The organism is Streptomyces sp. NBC_00203 (genome assembly GCF_045206325.1).
In the GTDB taxonomy this organism is placed as follows: Bacteria; Actinomycetota; Actinomycetes; order Streptomycetales; family Streptomycetaceae; genus Streptomyces; species Streptomyces lutosisoli.
Window position 1 is genome coordinate 273,549 of record NZ_CP108126.1, and the last position, 19,911, is coordinate 293,459.

The 19,911-nt window shown below is 68.4% G+C and carries 18 protein-coding genes and 2 pseudogenes; 8 read left to right on the plus strand and 12 right to left on the minus strand.

Going from position 1 to position 19,911, the window contains the following annotated elements; translation table 11 throughout:
* Positions 1-9 precede the first annotated feature (9 nt).
* Positions 10-276: a LuxR C-terminal-related transcriptional regulator gene (locus tag OG975_RS01435; protein WP_406326781.1), complete on the plus strand. Its 267-nt coding sequence runs from the start codon at positions 10-12 to the stop codon at positions 274-276.
* Here the strand turns inward: OG975_RS01435 and OG975_RS01440 are convergent.
* Complete coding sequence (locus tag OG975_RS01440; RefSeq protein ID WP_406326783.1) at positions 194-3,724, minus strand: CHAT domain-containing protein; 3,531 nt, start codon at positions 3,722-3,724, stop codon at positions 194-196. The two genes, OG975_RS01435 and OG975_RS01440, sit on opposite strands and share 83 nt — an antisense overlap.
* Positions 3,725-3,794: 70 nt before the next feature.
* Here OG975_RS01440 and OG975_RS01445 point away from each other — a divergent pair, with 70 nt between their 5' ends.
* Positions 3,795-4,151, plus strand: a complete 357-nt coding sequence (locus OG975_RS01445) for a hypothetical protein (RefSeq protein ID WP_406326784.1) — start codon at positions 3,795-3,797, stop codon at positions 4,149-4,151.
* Positions 4,148-5,044 carry a hypothetical protein gene (locus OG975_RS01450; RefSeq protein WP_406326786.1) on the plus strand — a complete coding sequence of 299 codons (897 nt, stop codon included), beginning with the start codon at positions 4,148-4,150 and terminating at the stop codon, positions 5,042-5,044. The genes OG975_RS01445 and OG975_RS01450 overlap by 4 nt, the downstream gene beginning before the upstream one ends.
* Before the next feature lie 152 nt (positions 5,045-5,196).
* Here the strand turns inward: OG975_RS01450 and OG975_RS01455 are convergent, their stop codons facing one another.
* Both OG975_RS01455 and OG975_RS01460 read right to left on the minus strand, forming a co-directional pair.
* Positions 5,197-5,358: a hypothetical protein gene (locus tag OG975_RS01455; RefSeq protein WP_406326787.1), complete on the minus strand. Its 162-nt coding sequence runs from the start codon at positions 5,356-5,358 to the stop codon at positions 5,197-5,199.
* Between the two features lie 15 nt (positions 5,359-5,373).
* Positions 5,374-5,466, minus strand: a pseudogene (locus OG975_RS01460) (hypothetical protein); the annotation flags it as partial.
* Positions 5,467-5,539: 73 nt separating this feature from the next.
* Between OG975_RS01460 and OG975_RS01465 the strand changes: the two are divergent.
* Positions 5,540-5,749, plus strand: a complete 210-nt coding sequence (locus OG975_RS01465; protein WP_406326789.1) for a hypothetical protein — start codon at positions 5,540-5,542, stop codon at positions 5,747-5,749.
* Here the strand turns inward: OG975_RS01465 and OG975_RS01470 are convergent.
* Complete coding sequence (locus OG975_RS01470) at positions 5,734-6,114, minus strand: hypothetical protein (RefSeq protein WP_406326790.1); 381 nt, start codon at positions 6,112-6,114, stop codon at positions 5,734-5,736. The two genes, OG975_RS01465 and OG975_RS01470, sit on opposite strands and share 16 nt — an antisense overlap.
* Before the next feature lie 71 nt (positions 6,115-6,185).
* Between OG975_RS01470 and OG975_RS01475 the strand changes: the two genes are divergently transcribed.
* A protein-coding gene (locus OG975_RS01475) for an IS3 family transposase (RefSeq protein ID WP_406326791.1) occupies positions 6,186-7,387 on the plus strand; the annotation gives its coding sequence in 2 pieces (ribosomal slippage) (positions 6,186-6,477 and positions 6,477-7,387; 1,203 coding nt in all).
* Positions 7,388-7,703: 316 nt separating this feature from the next.
* Here OG975_RS01475 and OG975_RS01480 read toward each other — a convergent pair.
* On the minus strand, positions 7,704-8,495 hold the full coding sequence (locus tag OG975_RS01480; protein WP_406326792.1) for an alpha/beta fold hydrolase: 792 nt from the start codon (positions 8,493-8,495) through the stop codon (positions 7,704-7,706).
* A gap of 174 nt (positions 8,496-8,669) precedes the next feature.
* Positions 8,670-9,713 (minus strand): saccharopine dehydrogenase family protein, encoded by a 1,044-nt coding sequence (locus OG975_RS01485; RefSeq protein ID WP_406326793.1) that lies wholly within the window; start codon positions 9,711-9,713, stop codon positions 8,670-8,672.
* 127 nt (positions 9,714-9,840) lie between these two features.
* On the opposite strand from OG975_RS01485, the gene OG975_RS01490 reads away from it, so the two are divergent.
* On the plus strand, positions 9,841-10,776 hold the full coding sequence (locus tag OG975_RS01490; RefSeq protein WP_406326795.1) for a helix-turn-helix domain-containing protein: 936 nt from the start codon (positions 9,841-9,843) through the stop codon (positions 10,774-10,776).
* 9 nt (positions 10,777-10,785) lie between these two features.
* On the opposite strand, the pseudogene OG975_RS01495 reads toward OG975_RS01490, so the two are convergent.
* The 6 genes and pseudogenes from OG975_RS01495 to OG975_RS01520 form a co-directional block, all read right to left on the minus strand.
* Positions 10,786-10,889 (minus strand): annotated as a pseudogene (locus OG975_RS01495) (IS5/IS1182 family transposase); the annotation flags it as partial.
* Positions 10,890-11,054: 165 nt separating this feature from the next.
* A protein-coding gene (locus OG975_RS01500) for an IS5 family transposase (RefSeq protein ID WP_406326694.1) occupies positions 11,055-12,001 on the minus strand; the annotation gives its coding sequence in 2 pieces (ribosomal slippage) (positions 11,055-11,567 and positions 11,570-12,001; 945 coding nt in all).
* Positions 12,002-12,489: 488 nt separating this feature from the next.
* Positions 12,490-13,698, minus strand: coding sequence for a tyrosine-type recombinase/integrase (locus OG975_RS01505; protein WP_406326796.1), 1,209 nt, complete (start codon positions 13,696-13,698; stop codon positions 12,490-12,492).
* A 786-nt stretch (positions 13,699-14,484) separates the two neighbouring features.
* Entirely contained in the window at positions 14,485-16,404 is a 1,920-nt protein-coding gene (locus OG975_RS01510; protein ID WP_406326797.1) for a hypothetical protein, read from the minus strand.
* A gap of 147 nt (positions 16,405-16,551) precedes the next feature.
* Entirely contained in the window at positions 16,552-17,190 is a 639-nt protein-coding gene (locus OG975_RS01515) for a nucleotidyltransferase domain-containing protein (protein WP_406326798.1), read from the minus strand.
* 97 nt (positions 17,191-17,287) lie between these two features.
* A complete protein-coding gene (locus tag OG975_RS01520; RefSeq protein WP_406326800.1) occupies positions 17,288-17,467 on the minus strand; it encodes a hypothetical protein in 180 nt (59 codons plus the stop codon).
* Positions 17,468-17,697: 230 nt separating this feature from the next.
* Between OG975_RS01520 and OG975_RS01525 the strand changes: the two genes are divergently transcribed.
* Both OG975_RS01525 and OG975_RS01530 read left to right on the plus strand, forming a co-directional pair.
* Positions 17,698-18,315, plus strand: a complete 618-nt coding sequence (locus OG975_RS01525; protein WP_406326802.1) for a hypothetical protein — start codon at positions 17,698-17,700, stop codon at positions 18,313-18,315.
* Between the two features lie 279 nt (positions 18,316-18,594).
* Positions 18,595-19,566 carry a hypothetical protein gene (locus OG975_RS01530; protein WP_406326803.1) on the plus strand — a complete coding sequence of 324 codons (972 nt, stop codon included), beginning with the start codon at positions 18,595-18,597 and terminating at the stop codon, positions 19,564-19,566.
* Positions 19,567-19,911: the final 345 nt, after the last annotated feature.

Here is a 19,911-nt window from a genome sequence, read left to right on the forward strand (position 1 = left end):
CATCTCCTGGTGGAGGGTCTGAGCAACAAGCTGATCGCACGCGGGCTCCGGATCTCGGAACACGGTGCCAAACGGCTCGTGGCCAACGTCCTCGCCGAGATGAACTGCCCCAACCGCACCCAGGCAGCGAGAGACCAGCTCCGCGTCGGTCACCTGGACCGGCCCGAACGCGGGGGTGGCACCGTCCAGCAGCTCAGTCGCCGACGTGCACGTGCGCGGCCCACCGCGTCGGCACGGCCGTGTAGGCGTCCCTCATGCGACGTGAGGTCTCGGTGAGCGCGGTGGCCGCCTGGGCGGTGTCGGCGGGCCGGGTGCCGTGCGCGGTGAGCGCCTCGTACACCGCCACGGCGGTCTCGGTGCTGTCCGCGGTGTGCCACAGCGTGCCGATGACGCCGCGGAAGCCGGCGAGGTGGAACGCCGATGCCAGGTTCAGCGGCTCGTCCAGCAGCGCCGGGTCAGGACTGGCTGTGTCGCACGCGGACAGGAACGCGAGCTGCGCTTGCGTGGTGCGCAAGTCGCGCACGAACGACGGCACGAACATCCCGTTGTCGAGCATCAGCCCGCCGAGGTCGGGGTGCCCGGCGGAGCTGACCGCACGGCCGTGGCAGGCGAAGTGGGCGATCGCATGGTCGTGCAGGCCATCCTTGATGGCGTCCGCGGAGGCGGCGGAGTCCATGAGCACAGTAGAGCCGGGCAGCAGCGCGGCCACCGCCTCGGCCTCGTCGCGGGCGCTCGGCAGCGTGGGCAGGCCTTCACGCTCGCCGACGCCGACGACGAGCGCGGTGGGCCGGGGGTGCTGCCGCGGGGGCGTGTGGACGGTGTCAGCGAGCGCGGTGAGCGACGGCGTGTACGAAGCGACAATGCGGTCGAACACGGTCAGCCCCGCGCGGTCGCGGTGCCTGCCTGCCGCGTGCAGCGGCAGCCCTGCCATGACGCCGACCGGACACCACCACAGCCGCGAGTCCGCGACCCGATCCAGTACCGGCCCGGCCGTGGTGTCCCACAACCACTCCAGCACGGCGTGCACGTCCAGCTGTGCCTGCTCGCGCCGGTCGAACGAGCACCCAGGGGCCTTCACGTCAGCGAGCGCCGCCCGCAGCTTCCTGAGCTGGGCGCGGGCTGTACTTGAGGTCATCTGCCGCAACGGCACGGTCTCGACGGGCCGCAAGTAGTCGCCGGGAACGACGAGCGCGGTGCCCGCCGCGCTGACGATCACCGCGGTGTGCCCGATCAGGCGCTCGCGCAGCATCTCAAGGTCCGGAGGGATCAGCAGGTTCTCAAGCCCCCGCACCGCCCGCGCCCCCTGGATCAGCCCTTCCCGCCGCGCCGCGAGCCGCCTGATCCGTTCCACGGCCTGCGGCCGCGGATCCCAGTCCCTGGTGGAGGTCCGGCCGGCGTACTCCACCTCGATGTGGAACGTCAGGTCGGAGTAGAAGTCGGCGTCGGCGAGATCCTTCTCCACCCGGCTGAGTTCCTCGGCGAGCTCCGGCCGGATCTTGAGCAGCTTCGCCCAGCCGCGGCGGATTCCCCAGGCATCGCCGAACAGCACGGCCCGGCACTGTTCGAGCAGCTCCAGCGCCCGGTCCAGCTCGCCGGACCGCGCCCCGGCGTCCACCACACGGTCGGCGAGCCCGTCCAACTGCCGCACCGCCCGCAGCCGCTGACTTCGCGGCAGCGCCCGGCTGATCGTCGCGGGAATGGCTGCGATCACGCGTTCCAGCGCGTTCAGCGTCGTCGCCGGGTCCGCCTCGGCGAGTATGGCGGCCTGCCCCCGCTCGCACAGCATCCGGTGCTGCGCGGTGGCGGCCGGGTGCGTGCCGACCGCCCGGTAGTGGGCGATCGCCTGTTGGCGCAACTCGTCGGCGCGCGGTCCGCCGAACGTCGCGAGCGCTCGGGCCGAGCGCGCGAGTGCGAACGCCCGCAACGGCCACCAGTGGTGGTCCCGCGGCGTTTCGCGAACGGCTTTCTCGGCGAGGTCGAGCGAGTCGTCCAGTGCGTCCAGGTCGCCGCACTGGTGGTACCGGTGGTAGAGCAGGTCGGCGATCGTGCTTTCGATGCGCGGGTTGTCGGGGTGGTCGGGAGCCAGCAGTGCGAGCGCGGCGCGGTAGGCGCGTTCGGCCTCGCGAAACGGCTCGGCGTCCGTGACGTCGGTCGCGACCGCCTGCGCCTGCAAGGCGGCGGCGTAGTTGTAGAGCATTCCGATTCGGCGTACGTCGTCCTCGGGAATGGCGGCCACTGCCTGCGCGCCCGCCTCGACGGCCCGGGCGAACAGAGCGTGGTCCCCGGACTCGGCCACGTGCCGCGCGGCGGTGGACAATCGCGACCAGCGCAACGGGAGGTCCTCATCGCCGGGCGGGGTCAGCGCGACGGCCTCCTCCGCGACGGTGACGGCCTCCTGGCCGGCCGCCGGGTTGGCGCCGAGTTCGAACTGCCTGACCAGCGTGGACGCCAGGTTGGAGAGCCGCACTGCTCGCTGGCCTTCGTCGCGGGCGGGCATCTCCAGCACGGCGCGGGCCGCGGCGACCGCGACCGTCGCGTCGTCGGGGGAGCCGGTCTGGACGGAGAGGGTCTTCGCCGCGTGGGCGAGCGCTTCCAGCAGCTCGGCTCTGCGTGCGTCGCCGGGTGACGTGGTGAGCATCGCTTCGAAGACCGTGTCGCAGGCGAGCCCGATCGCCGCGGTGTCCCCGCCGAGCTCCCAGAGGTCGGTGTGCCGGTCGTAGAGGTCCAGGAGTACGTCCAGCCTGTCCTCGTGGTCGAGCGGCAGCCCGATGGCGAGCAACCACGCCTGGTCTCGCCGTTCCATCAGTACGCCAGGCCCGATGTCCTGCCGCCGCAAGGCTTCGACCTTGTCTCGCTGCGCCTGCAGTGCGTGGGGATCGCGGTGGCAGGTCCGCAGGAACCGCGCCACGTCCGGCCCGATGCGGCTGCTGACCTCGTGTTCGAGCTGAGCGAGCGCGGACAGGGTCACCGTGTTGCCGAAATCCCGCTCCAGCGCGTCGGCGAGGTCGCGGCAGGTGACGAACGCGCCTGCCAGATAGATCGGCGCGGCGCCGCTCGCGTAGAGGTCCGACTCGTACTGCGCGAGTTCGACCACGATGTCGCGCCACACCGGACGTTCGCGCAGTGCCAGCTGGGCGGCGGCCCGGTAGTCGGCGAGCACCTGATCTCGTCGCCTGCCCGCGTTCACCCGAGCGCGGGCGCGATCGACCAGTCGGCGGGCGCGTTGCGGGTCGGCGTGGGGCGTGCGGGCCAGCGCCCAGTCCAGCGCGTTGAGGACCTTCTCGGCGTAGTCGTTCGTGCCGTCGTACTCGTCGAGCATGAGCAGCAAGGCGCACTGGTCGACGGTGAGCGCGGCCTTCATCCGCTCGTCGTCCACAGCGTCCAGCAACGCGGTGTAGGCATTCACGAAGTCGACGAGCGACTCGGGGTCCTGGCATTCGAGGAAATCCGCCCGTGCCTCCACCAGCTCCCGGTACTGCTCCGCGGCGGTGACGGCGGCGACCACGGGATCGGCGTCCCCGCCCACGACGGACGCCCAGAACTCCCGGTCGATCAAACCGTCGAACCCGCTCTGCGCGCGGTAGCGGAGCCAGTACGCCTGCGCGAGGTGCGGCAACAGGTGCCGCGGGCACTGCGGCGGCGGCGGGAGGGCGGCGGCGAGCAGTGCGCCGATGTCGGCGGAAGACTCGAAGTTCTCGACCACCAACCGGACATCGTCGTACACGCGGTCCCCCGATCCGTTCCCTCCACGGTAGCGTTTAAGTGGATCGTGGCGAAGGGGGTTCGGAGTCGGCATGGCACCAACGAGCGGTCCGCGTGTCGGAACTCTTTGCGAGCAGGCGGGAGAGGCGTTGGCGGAACGCGCCGCGCGGTACGGCGTGGCGGACGTGCTGGCCAGGGTCGTCGAGGCGGCTTCCCGGGGCGCGGTGTCCGAAGCCGACCTCGACCTGCTCGACAGCGCCTTCGCCGAGCACGGCATCGACAACCTGACACGGACGTACCGCGACTTCGCCCGGTGGCCGGGACCACGGAACGTGGTCGTCACGGCATGGAAGTGCCCGACCGGCGCGTGCCCGCGCAAGGCGACCGACAAGCAGCCGTCGTGCCATCTCACCGGGCAGCCGTTCCGCGAGATCAGGGTCGAGCTGTGAACGCCTTCCTCACGGAGCTCGGCAAGAACCTGGCAGGTCGCTGGGCCGCCGTACTCGCACTGCCGGCCGCGGTGTTCGTGGCCGTCGTGGTGGCGGCGGTCGTACTCGGACCCTCGCACGCACTCGACATCGCGCTGCTGCGGACGCGGGTGATGGCGGTGTCCACGGGGCCGGCTCTGGTGTGGACCGCGGCGGGGTTCCTCGCCGCGACCGCCGCGGTGGGGCTCGCGGTGACGGCGTTGGGCGATGCCGTGATCTGCTCCTGGGGAGCGACGGGCACTGGCCTCGGCAGGCCGTTCACCGCGCTGCGCCACCGCCGCTGGCACCGGGCAGAGGCGAAGGCGGACACCGCGATCAGGGCGGTGCTGGCCGACCCGGACAACCGCCAGGCCAAGGCCAGGGCGCGTCGCGCCGTGCTGCGCCGCGACGCGATCTCCGAGACCGAGCCGAACTGCCCGACGTGGGCGGGCGACCGGCTACGTGCCGTCGCCGACCGCGTCCGCCGCGGCACCGGCCTCGACCTGACCACCACGTGGCCGCGGCTGTGGCTGGTGCTGCCGGACGCGGCACGGGTGGAGGTGACGACGATCCAGGAGCGGTGTGCCTCAGCCGCCCGCACGCCGGTGTGGACTTTGGCCTACCTGGTCGTCGGCGCGTACTGGTGGCCTGCGCTCGTGCCAGGACTTTGGCTGTTGTTGGTATCGCCACGGCGGATCCGCCGCTCGGTGGATGTGTACGCGGACCTCGTGGAGTCCTCGGTCGACATGCACAGCCGTGACGTCGCCCGCCAACTCGGGTTCGAGCTGACGGGCCGGCTGACCCCGGAGATCGGCGCGCAGATGACCGAGGCGTTCCAGAAACACCAGCCATCAGCCGATCCGGCCCACCAGTAATCCGACGCACTCTCACGGACCAGGATCCTGCGGCCCTGAGCCATCGTCCGCTTCTCCCGGATCTTGAAGTCCATCGCACCCCTACGGCTGGGGTGTTGCGACGACCACTAGAACCCAAGCAACCGGCGGGGCCGCTTCGTGTCACACAGCCCCTATGAGCGGGGTCCTGGCTGCAGCTGTTTGACCAGGTGGAAGACCTCCCGGGCCGCGTAGCGTTTGAGGCAACGGACGATTTCGCGCCGGGTCTTGCCCTCCTTGATGCGGCGCTCGCAGTAGTCCTGGGTGCGCGGGTCGACCCGCAGGCGGGTGAACACGATGCGATGAAGCGCGGCGTTGGCCTGACGGTCGCCGCCGCGGTTGGGACGACGGTACTGTCGGCGTCCCGAGGAACGCTCGACCGGACTGTACCCCGCACAAAGCAGCTGGTAGTGCTGGAAGGCGGGTGGTCCGGTTCGAGGGCTTCATCGTTGGCCGAGAGCGCGGTGCGCTGTGGGTGTGGACGAACTCCTCACCGAACAACTCACCGCCGCCGAACGCACCACGGAATGCCTGGACATCACTCGCGAGACGATGCTGGAACTGGCTGCCGAGGACGGCATCGAACCGCCCGAGCCGCTGCCGCCCGGCTACCGCGAGGTCCTCGCCGCCTTCGAACCTGCCCCGGACCCCACCTCACCCGCAACACGCACTCAGAGCTGGTTGTAGGTGTCGCACCAGAACCAGTCGTCAGCCTGTGACACCGGCACGTCGCAGGATGCCAACCGCCATTCGTCGTCAATAGTGCCGTTGTTGTCCTGGCGGTGGCCGTGGATCCAGACCTTGCCCTTGAACCACCAACCCGGCACCTTGGTCCACTTGTCCGGACTGGCCATCCAGTCGTGACAGACGCTGAGGTCACTGCCCTGGCTGGGGCCACAGACCTGGATCTGGTCCGAGTAGTGGGTCGCAATGACGACCTGCTGGCCGTTGGTGCCGGCCGCCGCGGAACTGGCACCCGTGAACATTCCGGTGACGGTCAGGACCGCCGCAGCCGCGATGAGACCAACCCTGCGTGTGGTCGGCGTGGGCATGCTCGGGGCCTTGACCCCTGATCTTGGACACACGAGACACTAGATCTTGAGGATCTGAGAACGGACATCTCGTGGTCATGAAGCACTACCCCGCCGAGTTCAAGGCGGATGCGGTCGCGCTGTACCAGTCGCGTCCTGGAGCGACGATCAGGTCGGTTGCCGCGGATCTGGGAGTCAACCCGGAGACGCTGCGGAACTGGGTACGGGCGGCCGGGGCGAACCGACCCAGGGGGCGCCGGGCGGAGGTGCCGGCGGAGTCGTCCACGCCGTTGGAGGAGGAGAACGCGGCCCTGCGCAAGAAGGTCCGCGAGCTGGAGGAGGAACGCGAGATCCTGCGCAGGGCGGCGAAGTATTTCGCCGGGGAGACGCGCTGGTGAACCGCTTCCAGTTCGTCGCCGACCATCAGCGCCGCTTCGGCGTGAAGCGGCTGTGCACCATCCTCGGCATCGCCCGCTCGAGCTTCTACTACTGGCGCAAGACCGCAGCCCGCCGGGCGGCCCGCCAGGCCGCCGACGCGAAGCTCGCCGCCCGGATACGCACGGTTCACCAGGACTCGGACGGCACCTACGGCGTCCCCAGGATCACCGCCGAACTGCGCGAGGGAGGCGAGTGTGTCAACCACAAGAGGATCGCCCGCATCATGCGCCAGGTCGGCCTGGCCGGACTGCGGCTGCGCAGGAAGCACCGCACCACCATCGCGGACCCGGCCGCCGCGAAGGCAGCCGACCTCATCGGCCGCGACTTCACCGCAGCAGCGGTGATTACGAAGTACGTCGGCGACATCACCTATCTCCCGCTGGCCGGCGGGAAGTTCCTGTATCTGGCCACGGTCATCGACCTCGCATCCCGGCGCCTGGCAGGCTGGGCGATCGCCGACCACATGCGCGCCGAACTGGTCACCGATGCCCTGGCCGCCGCCGAGCGGTGCCGCGGCAGCCTTGCCGGCGCCGTCATACACACCGACCACGGAGCCCAGTACACAAGCCGGGCGTTCGCCGACGCCTGCCGCCGGGCGGGCGTGATCCAGAGCATGAGCGCCGTCGGCAGCTCGGCGGACAACGCACTCGCCGAGTCCTTCAACGCGACCTGCAAGCGGGAGACGCTCCAGGGCCGCAGCGTCTGGGCCGACGAGCGCGAAGCCCGCCTCGACCTGTTCCGCTGGCTGCACCGCTACAACACCCGACGCCGCCACTCCAGCCTCGGACAACGCAATCCCATCGCCTACGAAACAGCACTCGACACAACATCAACTACCCTGGCCCCAGCCGCATAGCCCGTGTCCAAGATTCCGGGTCAAGGCCCGTCATGGCCGAGGCGGTTACCTGGTCTCCTGCGCCGGGAATTCGAGGCCAGGCGTTCGAGGATCTCGACGGCGCTCTTCGCTCAGGCGAAGGGGGCGGGGGGTCTCGCCCTGAAGGGAAGCCCCAGCAACGGACCGCCTGGTTCGGGTCCTTGGGCGTCACCGTCGAGCGGGTCCCGGCCGACAACGCGTGGTACTACAGCGAGAACACCGGGTTAGTTCTTCCCGGTTAATCCGGTTAATCCGGCAGCGTCGGCGGTCGGCGCGGCGGACCGGTCATCGCGGTGGTTCAGATGCCCGCGAGGAACTCCTGGACCGCGGTGGCGAAGCCCTCGGGGTCGGCCTGTTGGACGAAGTGGTCGGTGTCCAGCCGGCGGTAGACCGTGCCGGGGCGCCTGGAGCACATGGCATGGGCCTGTTCGGCGGGCAGGACCTGGCTGCGCAGCCCATGGATGAGGAGCGCGGGGCAGTCGGTGGCGAGCCACTGTTTCCAGTGGTCACCGTGGACAAGGTTCTCGGAGTCGACGGTGTCCTGCGGGTGGAAAGGCAGCCGCCAGCCGGCGCCGCCGGGCAGCGGGCGCAGCACGGGGCCGAGAACGGCGGCGAGGGGTCCGCAGGCGGCGGCCAGTTCCTCGCGGGTGGCAGCGGTGTAGGGGAAGTTGAGCACGAAGGCGAGGGGGCTGGTTCCGTGGTCGGGGAGGTCGACGGCGGTGTCGATATTGATCAGGGCCTCGACCAGTTCGGGGCGTTCGGAGGCCAGGTGGTAGGCGTTGATCGCTCCGAGGGAGTGGCCGAGGAAGACCGCCCGGTCGATGCCGAGGTGGTCGAGGAGGGCGAGGAGGTCGGTGAGGTAGCCGATGCGGGTGTATTCGCGGGCGCGCTGGGAGTCGCCGTGGCCGCGCTGGTCAGGGGCGATCACGCGCCACTCAGGGCCGAGGGCGGAGGCCAGGGCGGCGAAGGACGCGCCTTCGGAGAGGTGGCCGTGCAGTGCTACGAGGGGGCGGCCGTTGCCGCCGTAGTCCAGGTAGGACAGGGTGCGACCGTCGAAGGTCATGGTGGCACGGGTGGGCAGGGCGGTCATCGCGGTGATACTCCCTCGGTTCGAGGTGCGGGGCAGCGGGTTCTTGCCGAGGTCGACGTCTGAGGCGCTTGTTCTATACAACCGAATAGATGAGGTGGAGGGACCGGGCCCTGGGGCCGCGGCGCGCTCGGCGCGTAGGAAGCAGACGACAGCCTCGCGGGTGGAGGGGTGGGGTCAGGCGATCTGCTTCTGTGGGTTCAGGTCGAGGGTGATGTGCGGGGCGAGCGCGTGCAGGAAGTCCGGGGCGTCGAAGATCTGCCCGGCGGAGGCGACGCCGGTGGTCTTGGTGCGGCCGGTCAGGACGCGCTCGAGGGCCTCGGCGACCAGGGGCGCGGTGACCGCGTAAATGTCCTGGCCGCCGGCCGTGGCCCGGCGTTCGGCTCCGCCCGAGCGCACGACGACGTCGACGAGGAAGGTCTGGTCCGAGCGCCCGCTCTGGTCGGCGGCGGTCGGGGCCGGTGTGTCGGGGGTGGCGATGTCGCGGACGGCCTCGGCGGTCATGTAGGTGGTCACTTCGGGGATGGACAGGTGCTGGGGGACGGTGACGACGTCCGCCATCGTGAACTCCCCGATCACCTGCCGGGGCCCGATCGGGTCCGGGAAGGTCCACTCCAGGGTGGGTGCCTGATCGGTGCGGCGCTCCCACTGTCCGCCGCTGTAGCGCAGGCGGTGGTCGCCGCGCCGCTCGCGGGAGACCGCGCCCGAGAGCCGGGTGCCGGCGGTGGGGTGCCAGCTGCTGAGCGCGTAGGCGATGTGAGCCTCGTCGGCTTCGGTCCAGTCGCCCATCGCCGCGGTGGCCAGGAGGTCGCCGAGACCGCCGAAGAAGGCCATGGCCGGGACGATCACCGCTCCCGCGTCCCGGGCCCGCTCGCGGTAGTGGGCGAAGGTGTCGAGATTTGCCTCGAGTTCGGCGGCCACGTCCAGGTACGGGATGCCCGCGCGCAGCGCGGCCTCGATGACGGGGCCGGTGGTCGAGGCGAAGGGGCCGGCGCAGTTGATGACCGCCGCCGTTCCCGCCAGAGCCCGGTCCAGCGAAGCCGGGTCCCCGACCGACGCCACCCGGGCCTCCAGCCCGTGCTCGCCGGCCAGCTCCTCCAAAGCCTGCGCATTACGCCCCGACGGCACCGGGACGAACCCGCGCGCGGCCAGCTCGTCGACCACGAACCGTCCCGTGTGACCGTACGCGCCGAAAACCGCCACCAGCTGACCTGACCCCATGAGACTGCTCCCCTGCACCCGGACGCCCGCTGCGATGCTGATCCGCTGCGGCCTGACACCCCATCCTGTCCTCGCGGCAGCACCCCGCACGAGCGTCGGAAACGACATGCCGCGTACAGTTTCGGACATGCCCACTGTCGCGCTGGCCGTCACCGATGGCATGCTCCACTACGAACTGTCCGTGGCCGTCGAGATCTTCGGGTCCGACCTGACCCACATCGTGGACCCCTGGTACGACTTCGCCCTCTGCGGGAACGCCCCGGTGCGCGTCGACCGCTTCCGCCTTGAACCCGACCACGGACTCGACCACCTCGCGCACGCCGACACGGTGATCGTCCCCGGCTGGGCCGACACGGACCGCGAACCGCCACCCGAACTGGTCGAGGCGGTGCGCGCCGCTCACGCGGCCGGTGCCCGCGTGGCCTCACTGTGCACGGGCGCCTTCGTCCTGGGCGCGGCAGGACTGCTCGACGGGCGGCGCGCCACCACACACTGGGCCCACACGCGGGAATTGGCCCGGCGCCACCCAGCGGCCACCGTCGATCCGGACGTCCTCTACGTCGACAACGGCGACGTCCTCACCTCCGCGGGCAAGGCCGCCGCCATGGACCTGTGCCTGCACCTGGTCCGCCTCGACCACGGCTCGGCCAACGCCAACAAGATCGCCCGACGTCTGGTCATCCCACCCCACCGCGACGGCGGCCAGGCCCAGTTCATCGCCACCCCCCTCCCCGCCCCCGGCAACCACCCCCTGAGCGAACTCTTCCCCTGGGCGTTGGAGCGACTGGACCAACCGCTCACCGTGGAAGACCTGGCCCGCCAGGCCCGCATGAGCTCACGCCACCTCGGCCGGCACTTCAAACACCTCACCGGCACCACACCGCTGCAGTGGCTCCACACCCAACGCATCCGCCACGCCCAGGAACTGCTGGAGACCACCAACGCCACTGTGGACACCATCGCCGTGGCCACCGGTATGGGCACCGCCACCACCCTGCGCCGCCACTTCCACCGCAGCATCGGGGTCCCACCCGACACCTACCGCCGCACCTTCCGCCCCTGACACGGCATTTCATTTGGGGAGTCGGCGGTAGCAGAGGAGGGCAGCTGCGAGGGCGAGGAAGTGTCGGGCTTGCGCTCGTATCGGCGGTGGAGTCGTCGGCATCCGCCAAACCAGGCGGTTGAGTCGGCCGCGCGGCGAGGCGCCCGCCGTGGCAGGTCCAGGGTTCGACCATTCCGTGCGGAGCGAGTTCCGGGTCCCCCTGGTGACCGACCGGGCGCCACGGCGTCTGTTGGACCTGATCCTGGGCCGGCTGCGGGAGGCCAGCCTGTTGGTGCGGCCTAGGCCGTTTCTGATGGCTCTTGGACGGTGTCGCGGAGCCAGATGACGATCGCCGTGGCTGCCAGAGTGCCGTTGAAGATGTAGTCGCGCTTGTCATACCGGGTGGCCACCGCGCGGAACTGCTTCCACTTGTTCACGCACCGCTCGACCGCGTTGCGTTGACGGTACTGAGCCTTGTCGAAGGCCGGGGGCCGGCCGCCGGAGCGTCCGCGGTGCCTGCGGTGGGCCCGCTGGTCATCGGGCTGCGCGATCGTGGCCTTGATGCCACGCCGTCGCAGGTAGGCGCGGTTGTCGCGGCTGGAGTACGCCTTGTCGCCGCGCACCCGGTCCGGCCGGCTGCGCGGGCGCCCTGGTCCGCGGCGCCGGATCCGTAAGCCGTTCAGCACCGGGACGAACATCGGGCAGTCACCCCGCTGGCCGGGCGAGGTCAGCCAGTGCAGCGGGCGGGCCCGGTCGTCGGAGAGCAGATGAACCTTGCTGGTCAGCCCGCCCCGCGAGCGCCCCAACGCCTCGCGCCCATCGGCCTCCTCACGCGCCCCGCCCCCTTTTGCGGGTAGTCGGCCGGGGGCTTTCGGGGCGCCCCGGCCGCGTGCTGATGCGCCCGGCAAGAGGTCGAGTCGATGTTCACGGCCCACTCCTGCTGCCGGACCAACTGGCCGGCGAGCGCCCCGTCCGGGTCACCGGCATCCGCCTCGATCTGCAACTCCTCAAGGACGGCCTGCCAGGTGCCGTCGGCCGACCAGCGGCGATGCCGCTCGTAGACGGTCTGCCAAGGGCCGTACCGCTCCGGCAGATCCGGCCAGGGCACGCCGGTCCGGGCCCGGAACAACACCCCGTTGATCACCTTGCGATGATCCGCCCACTGCCCGCCCGGTTTGCCGTTGCCGGGCAGGAGCGGCTCGATCTTCTGCCACTGCGCGTCCGTGAGCTCGTGTCGCCGCACCATAAGGGCGTCCTGCCCGGCAACCCACGAGATCCACCCAGCCCACCAAGAGCCATCAGAAACGGCCTAGTGGCCAGCGCACCGATTCCACGCATGTCCTGGCCGCGGTGCGCAGGCTGAACCGGCTGGAGAACACCGCGGAACACTTGCGCGCCGCGCTGAACGCACTGGCCGCCGCGGCTCCCGACTGGCTCTCGACCCTGAGCAACGCTGAGGCCCCCTGCCAGCACCTGCCCGGCGGGGGCCTCAATGACCATCACGTGTCACGTTGCTGTCACCAACACCGTGGATACACCCGGACCACAAGGGCCCCACCTGCTTGAAAGACGTCGATCGAGACCACGTGGACGCCAGAAGACGGTTCCGACTACCTGTGCCATGTTGTCGCGAGGGAAGGGCCCAGGATCAGGACTGGAGCGTCTTCTGGCCCGTCAAAGCGGTATTGCAGGGTGTTCGTAGTCGTCTCACTCACCCGAGCACGCTCCCACGTCTCACATTTCTCTCACGACAGGGGTCGGGAGACCGGTCAGGCCGCTCCAGGTATCCGCCGCCGAGCGGAGGTCTTCCACGTCCGGCTTCACGTACCAGCGCTTCGTCGTCCTGACGTCGGCGTGCCCCGCCCAGCGGGCGAGAAGGTGGTCAGGAACCCCATGGTTCGCCAGGTAGGTGAAGCAACTCGCGCGGGCATCGTACAAACGCACACGCCGCAGCGCATTACCGGCCATGACCTTGTACGCCTGCTCGCGCAACTGCCGCACGTCGAGCGGTGCCCCGAGATCGTCCACCAGCACGTACCCGCTGTCCTCGTACGCATGCCCCGCCGCCAGCTTCTCGGCTGCTTGCTGGGCCTTGAAGCTCCTGATGGCTTCTCTGACGGGAGCGGGCAGCGGAAGGCTCCGCTTGCCGGTGAGCGACTTCGTGTCCTTCTCCACCACGGTCTTGTTCTCCATCAATGTGCGGGTGTTGGCAACGACCAGGGTGGCTTGGTCCAGATCCAGATCGGCCCAGCGCATGCCGCACACCTCCGCCGGGCGCAGACCCATCAGCGTGAGGAGGAATGGAGCGTAGAGCCGGTGGTCCTTCACGGCACGCACGAAGGCATGGACTTCCGCGACACTCCAGGGCGGCACCTCAGCCTTGGCCTGGCGCTCGGCCTTGCGCACCTTCCGGGGGATCGTGATCTCCTGGGCGACATTCACCGCGACCAGGCGCCGTGTCACGGCCCGGTTGAGGGCCTCCTTCAGCCGTGTGAGGGACATCTCCACCGAGGTGACCCCGAGCCCGGGACCGGCCTTCGTGTCACGTACGCGGCCCTCCCGAAGGGCCCACAGCATCCACGCCTCGACATCGTCCTCGGTGAGCTCTTGGAGTCGAATGCGCCCCAGCCTGCCCCGGACACGGTCCAGGGTCACCCTGTAGGTGGAGATCATCGCTTCTTCCAGGTCTTCTGCCTTCTTGGCGAGCCACTGATCGAGCCACTCGTTCACGGTCATCGTGTGGCGTGGCACGAGCGCCCCTTCGTGGCGCCGGACCGTGATACGTGCGTACTCGGCCTTCGCCTCCCTGAGCGTGCCAAAGGTACGGGTCAACTGCTTCCGCTTCCCCGTGGCCGGATGGGTCCCGACGTCGACCACAAATCGGTACCGAACCTGCCCCTTCGCGTTCGGCGGCAGCTTCTTGATCGGATCAGACAGAATCACTCACTCTCCTTGGGTGCGTGGAAACTCCCCATCAGCGAAGGCACCGCTGCATTTCAGCGAGCACCGCGGTCATCAGGGCAGCAGACAACGGTGCTCTCCCCGTCCGGGGCTTGCAGCGCTGTCTGCTTCATCCGCCACGGCTCCGCTGCCAAGCACAGCCGAGCGCGAACACCCTCAATGATCGGGACGATCCCCGGTTTCGGTAACCGGGGATCGTCTGCTATGTATCGCCTCGCGAGGCGAGAGCTTGTCCGTCGCGGCTATATCGACCGCCCTCGGAGGGCCACCCTGTCGAACCCAGGTCAGGTGGCACACGACGAGCGACAACGATCACCGGCGAGCAGGTCGGAACCGCAGGTCCTCGACACATTCCAGAACACCAACGATGCTGGCGACAGTCCGCGTTGCCGCTCCGCAATACAACGCTCAACCTCACCCACGCGTGTACTTCAGCGCGGGTGCACTGCTACGCGCTCAGCGATCCGACCGTGATCGTCTCGCGACTGCCGACACTTTCGTGAAGCGCGGCTGTCTCCTTGCTGCGCACCGATGGGGCTGGGCTCCCGGCGGCAGCAACTTGACCCGGCTCATCGGTGAACTCGTCGCCCGTCATGGACAAGTGGGGCAGCCGAGCAACCTCGCAGGCTCCCCGAAGGTGCGCTGGCGGCGCACGTACGAACAGCAGGGTCCCGGTGGCTGCTTGCAGGGTTGGGGTAGGAGTGATCGACTCATGCGTGCCGGCGTTCGGCGTCAGCTCGCCACGGTCGCCGTGTGGGGTGTCAGTGTTCAGCCTTCGGATGCCATGGCTGCCGTAGCCGCGGCCAGGATGCGGTGCAGGACGGGGACCGGGATGGCCGGGTTAGTGACCGCCGCGCCTGCCGTGTCGCGGTTGTGCAGCAGCCCGGCCTGGACGCGGGCCGGCAGCCGCGGATTGCGTATCGCGGTCCCGCGGACGTGGGCCGCCGAGTCGTTCAGCAGCCGCACCGCATCGGCCGGTGATAGCCGAGGGTCCTCGGCTGCGCGGCAGCGCACCTCGGCTTCGGGGTCGCGGGCCAGGCGCGCGACGTCGGCCGGCGTGGACTCCGGATCGTCCAGGGCCAAGCGGCGCATCCGCCCGCTGGGGTCGTCGGCGTAACGCAGTAGGCCGGTACGGGGGAAGTTGGGGTGGCTCCGGGGGCGGTCGGGGTGGCTGAAGCTGCCGTCCCACCAGTGCCAGACCTCCAGCAGCAGGTCGGCCGGCGCGTCGTCGCATGATTCGGCGAGGAACAAGCGGACCACCCGGTCCTCGTCCCGCGCCAGACGCTCCACGACGTCTGGTGGGAGATGTGCGGCACGGGCCACGCTGCGGCGGATGAGCGGATGGGACGACGCAGCCAGGCGGCGCATCGCGTCGGTGTCGCCTTGCAGGTCCGCGACCCAGGGCAGGGTGTGCGACATCAACGTCGGGTCGAAGACGTAGCGCGCCTGGGCGCGTTGCTCCTCGGTGAGGTCGGGGCGCAGTGCCACCGTGGAGCGGATGTCGTCGCGCGGATCCTGTGCCAGGACGGCGACGCCGTGCGCGCCCAGGCCCGGGTTGGCGGCCAACGCCCGGCGTACTTCCGTGTCCCTGTCCCGGACCAGCTCCGCCTCCAACTCGGGCTCGAAGCGGCACCGTTCGAGTGCATGCCGCTGGGCGGGTAGCGCGGCGAAGACCTTGCGGGGCATGGGGGTGTTGGTGTGGTGGGCGAGCAGCGCCGCCGTTCGCACCGCGTTGTCCGTGTCGGCAAGCAGCCGCTCCTGCAGCGGCGCGGTGAGGTCCTCCCACCGGGCGCAGGCAGCCGTTCGTACCCGTGGTTCGACGTCGGACGCGAGGCTGGGGAGGTGGTGTGCGGGGAGCCCCGGGAGTTCGGCGGCCAGGGCGCGGGATGGCCCGGCGAGGAGGTCGTCGTACAGATCCGCGGGAAGCTGGGCGCCCCAGGCGCAGGCATTCTCGGCCCAGAGCACGCGCCGCTTCGGCGACGGTTCGGCGCGGACCAGGCGTACCCACTGATCGGACGTGAGCTTGGGCCGGAAGGTGTCGGCGGGCCTCGAACGTACCCGCGGATCGGGGTGCGCCACGGCGGCGTCGAGGACGGCGGGCCGGTCACATCCGTGCAGGAACCCCTCGTCCACATCCAGCAGTTGGATCAGCAGCTCGTCCGTTGCGGCCGAATTGGACCCGATCCCGTCCGCCCAGTGCAGAGGCCACGCAGGCTGGCCGGGCACCGCCGCCCACACCTCGGCGCGCTCTGCCTCCGTCTCTCGCCCGGCGGCCATAGCGGCCCCCTCCAGCCGCTCCGGCAGGCGGTCGAGGGCCGTCACCCGAGGCCCGTCCGCACATGGCGCCTCCGCCAGCAACACCTGCCCGTCGAGGGAGAGCGCCACGAACCCGGGGTCACCGCTCAGCCCCGGCGCACCATCGCCGACGCAGCGGACCCGGGTCCACCAGGAGTCGTTCCCGCCGATCCGATGGCCCAGGACAGCCACCAGGAACTCACCGTCGGCATCGCAAAGACGGCGCCACCACGCGGCGTCGAGCCCTTCTCGGGTTGCGCCGTCCGGCGCCGCAATCCCCCGCGCGATTCGCCAGGCGGCCTCCGGTGGAAACAGGCCGCCCGGGAGCACATCCTCGACGACCGCGAGTCCGGCACGGACGAGCAGTTCCTGGAGTCCCTCTCGGTGCTGCACCCGGTCATGATCCCCGCCGGCTCGCGGCGGGACAAGGCCCTCAGCCCAGGCACAACCGACCCTCACCCGCGCATACGCCGGTCGTATCGACCGGCCCCACAGCAGGATCCGGACGAGCCCAGCCACTCAACCAGCAGCCGGTGCCACTCATCCCGCCAACTCCGCCAGCCACGGGTGCCCCGGATGTACAAGCTCCAGCCACCCGCTAAAGGTTTCCCGCCGCGCCCGGCCAAGCAGCGGCAGCACCCCTCGAAAGTCTTCCTGGTCCTTGGGCCGTTGTGCTTTCGCCTTAAACAACAGCACCAGCTCCGGTACCAGGTACGGAACCCCGTCAGCCGCGTGCTCAATGATCGAGCCATACGGTAGCCGCAGCCTCTCGTCCCGTCGGCAGATCCACGTATCGCCCTCGTGCGGCTCGCGGAAGACGTCAAACAGGAATTGGCCGCTCACCGGATCCCGCACCCAGGTCTGGTGCGTGGCCGCCAGTTGCTCAGATCCCGCTCCCGGCCAGACCCGCCCCGACCCCACCGCGTCAAACACGCACTCGGGGAAGCGGTGCCGAATCTCCAGGAATCCCGCCGCGGGCACAGTGATCTCCAGATCGCCGTGCGGCCGCGACTGCTTCCCGCGGAACAGGTCCAGCGCCCACCCCGCCGCGACGCACCAGGACGCCTCAACCCCATCAAGTCGTTCCGCAACTTGTTCCGGACTCCAGGCGTCCGCCCAGCGAGCCTCCAGCTCGTCCGCATCAAGCACAGCGCCGCCCGGCGGCAGGGAGTCAGCCATCGGCACAACGTACTGCCGAACCTGCCCCGGGTACGGCCGTCTTGTAGGCACCGCCCCGCAAGACCATGTCGAGGCGATCCGTAGGCCCGCGAGATCATCACGCCGATACGGGTTCACTACCAGGGTCGTTGGTGAAAACGCCGCTCGGGCAGAGTCTTTCGGCGAACGACTGGAAGTCATCGGCCAACGTGAAATCTGTTTTGAGGCCGATTCCGGCGACGTCGCCGCCCACACCACGCTCATCCAGCCCCTCTTCCCCACACAGGCCATCGCCCACGATCCAGGGTCACGCTCCCACGCTCCACCACGACACGACTACTGGGACTGGGTCGCATGATCGTGTTACGAGCTCTAAAGATCAGTAATCTCCCGCGACGGCGCTCGCGTGTGAGGCAGCGCACCACTGGAATCCCATGAAGCTCTCAACCCAACCCAATTAAATGACATCCCAGATTATCTTTCAGCTTCCACGAATCGCTATACCATGCTTGGGGATACCCTGAAGGCTTGAGAGCACACCCCTTCACAGCAGCAGGGGAAATCATGATCGACCTTATTTCAGCGTTAAGGGTGGGACAGACGGTAAGGGGATTCATCGAAGGTGGTCCACTTACGGACGCGTTAGCGGATCTCGGCCTAGAAGCGGCACTTGACGCCCTAGGGAAGTCACCAGACGCTCGCGATCGGCGCTCTCAAGTATGGTCAGCCGTCAACCATCTTGAGGCCGCGAACGCGGCGTACTCATCAGTGGTGAACAAGCGAGGCAAGTTCCTCACCTGGACGGCTCCTGCACACCTGGAACTCGTGGTAAACCGCAGAAGGTACATACTGTGCCTGATGGCTATATGTTACCGGTACCTCGAAGAGGAAAAATTATGCCATCAGGCTTTGCAACACGCAACCGCGAAAGATTATTACGAGCAATACCTGGACGAGCACAGCATCGCCCACATCCTAGGTATGCTACCAGTCGGATTCACGATGATAATCATTAACCCTTCGAACTGGTTCGCGCAGATTAGGGAGGGTTTTGAATTTAACAAAAAAGAAGCTGGGGAGGTTAGAGAAAAAATTCTCAGCCTCCCCCCAGGAGAACTACCCCCGCAGCTCCCCCCTCGAGGGTAACCTCACTTCCCGCGACGGCACTCGCCGTCACCGTCGGCAAACCAGACTGGGGCATCGATCGCGCTCTCCGCCTCGTCCAGCGCCATGACCGGCAGCCGCTGTTCCATGGACGCCCGTGCTCGTGATCAATGAGCAGCACGGTAGGTGTGTTCACGCGGGAAGGGGTGCCCCTGTGGATAATTCCTGCGTTGAGGTCTACTCCTGAAGGTGCGGCTCTGGCTCTGTGAACCTTCATGCAGTGAATTGCGATTGCTGAATCTGCCGCCCCAAGGAGGGAGCATGAACAAACATCCCGAATCGATCACTACAGCCCTATTTGAAGACGGTGCATCCTTCAACGCACTGACCTTCATCGTGAGCATCGTCGCGATCCTTGTGGCAGCAACCGCCGTCCTCTACCAGAGGAAATCCATACCCAGGAGGCGCCTGGACATCACAATCGGGGCTGTGGCTCCACTGGCATCTGCGACTTCAGTATCCGGCCTCGACATCTCGCACAACGGCACCTCGCTCACAAATCCACACATTACTGGAATTGAGCTTAAAAACTCGGGGAAAGTAGATCTGCCGAGTTCGCAATTCGACCAGAGCGAGCCGCTCGCCATCGACTTCCACGCTCCTATCGTAGAGGCAGTCCAGGAGGCCGACCCTCTCGCCACATTCCGCCCCACATGGAGCAAGTCGGGTTCGATCATCTCGGTTGGACCGACGCTACTTCCTCGGGGTTCCATCGCGAGCTTCCAAGTTCTTACCGATGGTGAGCCCAACATCACCACACAGGCAGAACTAACGGACACCGAGGTGAGTATTTCGAAGCGTGGTGCCACCGTCACGCCCCGGCCGATACTCGGAAAGCGGACAGGGCAAGCAGCTGTTGCGATTATGGCCGCTTTCGCAATATTTACTGGCGTAATGTCATTTAAACTGATCACGGAGGGAAGTTTAAAGACTACTAAAATTGAAATCGCCGAAGCTAGCGTCACGCCTGGGGGAAAGATAGCGGTCTGGGGTAAGAATTTCCCGTCGAATTCAATAGTTCTCATAGAGCTTCGCTGTATCGGGTCCGAGTATCACGATAAGACCGAAGTCGGCGCCAACAGCGAAGGAGGATTTAGGAAGGTAATCACTATACCCAGAAGGAACCCTAAGCCGTGGGAGGCGGAAAGTTGCGACGTTTTCGCGGTAAATCTTTACCCGTGGAACCAGAAGGATGTCATTTCCATGGATCATTTCGATCTTCAGGTGCCTTGATCACGTGGCCTCGTAGTGGTGTGCGCGTCCGCCGCGCCAGTGGATGAGCGGCACCCCGAGCGCGACGGCCTCCGCATCGTCCAGCCCGGCCAGCGGACGATGAGGCTACCTCCCCTTCCCCGTCAGCCCCTGCCGAGGAAGTCCCGTGCGCCGCGGAGCCTGGTGCTCAGTCGACGTTGCGTGGCGTTGCTGTCGAGGCGCACGTCCAGGGCTCCCAGAAGGTGCGTGTCGGCCCGGCGGCCAGCAGGCGGCAGGGAGGGCTCGATGCCCTCGCGCCACAGCCCTACGCCGCACCGCCCGCGACTACCGTCGCCCCCGCCCCCTGACCGCCCTCGGCCTTACCTG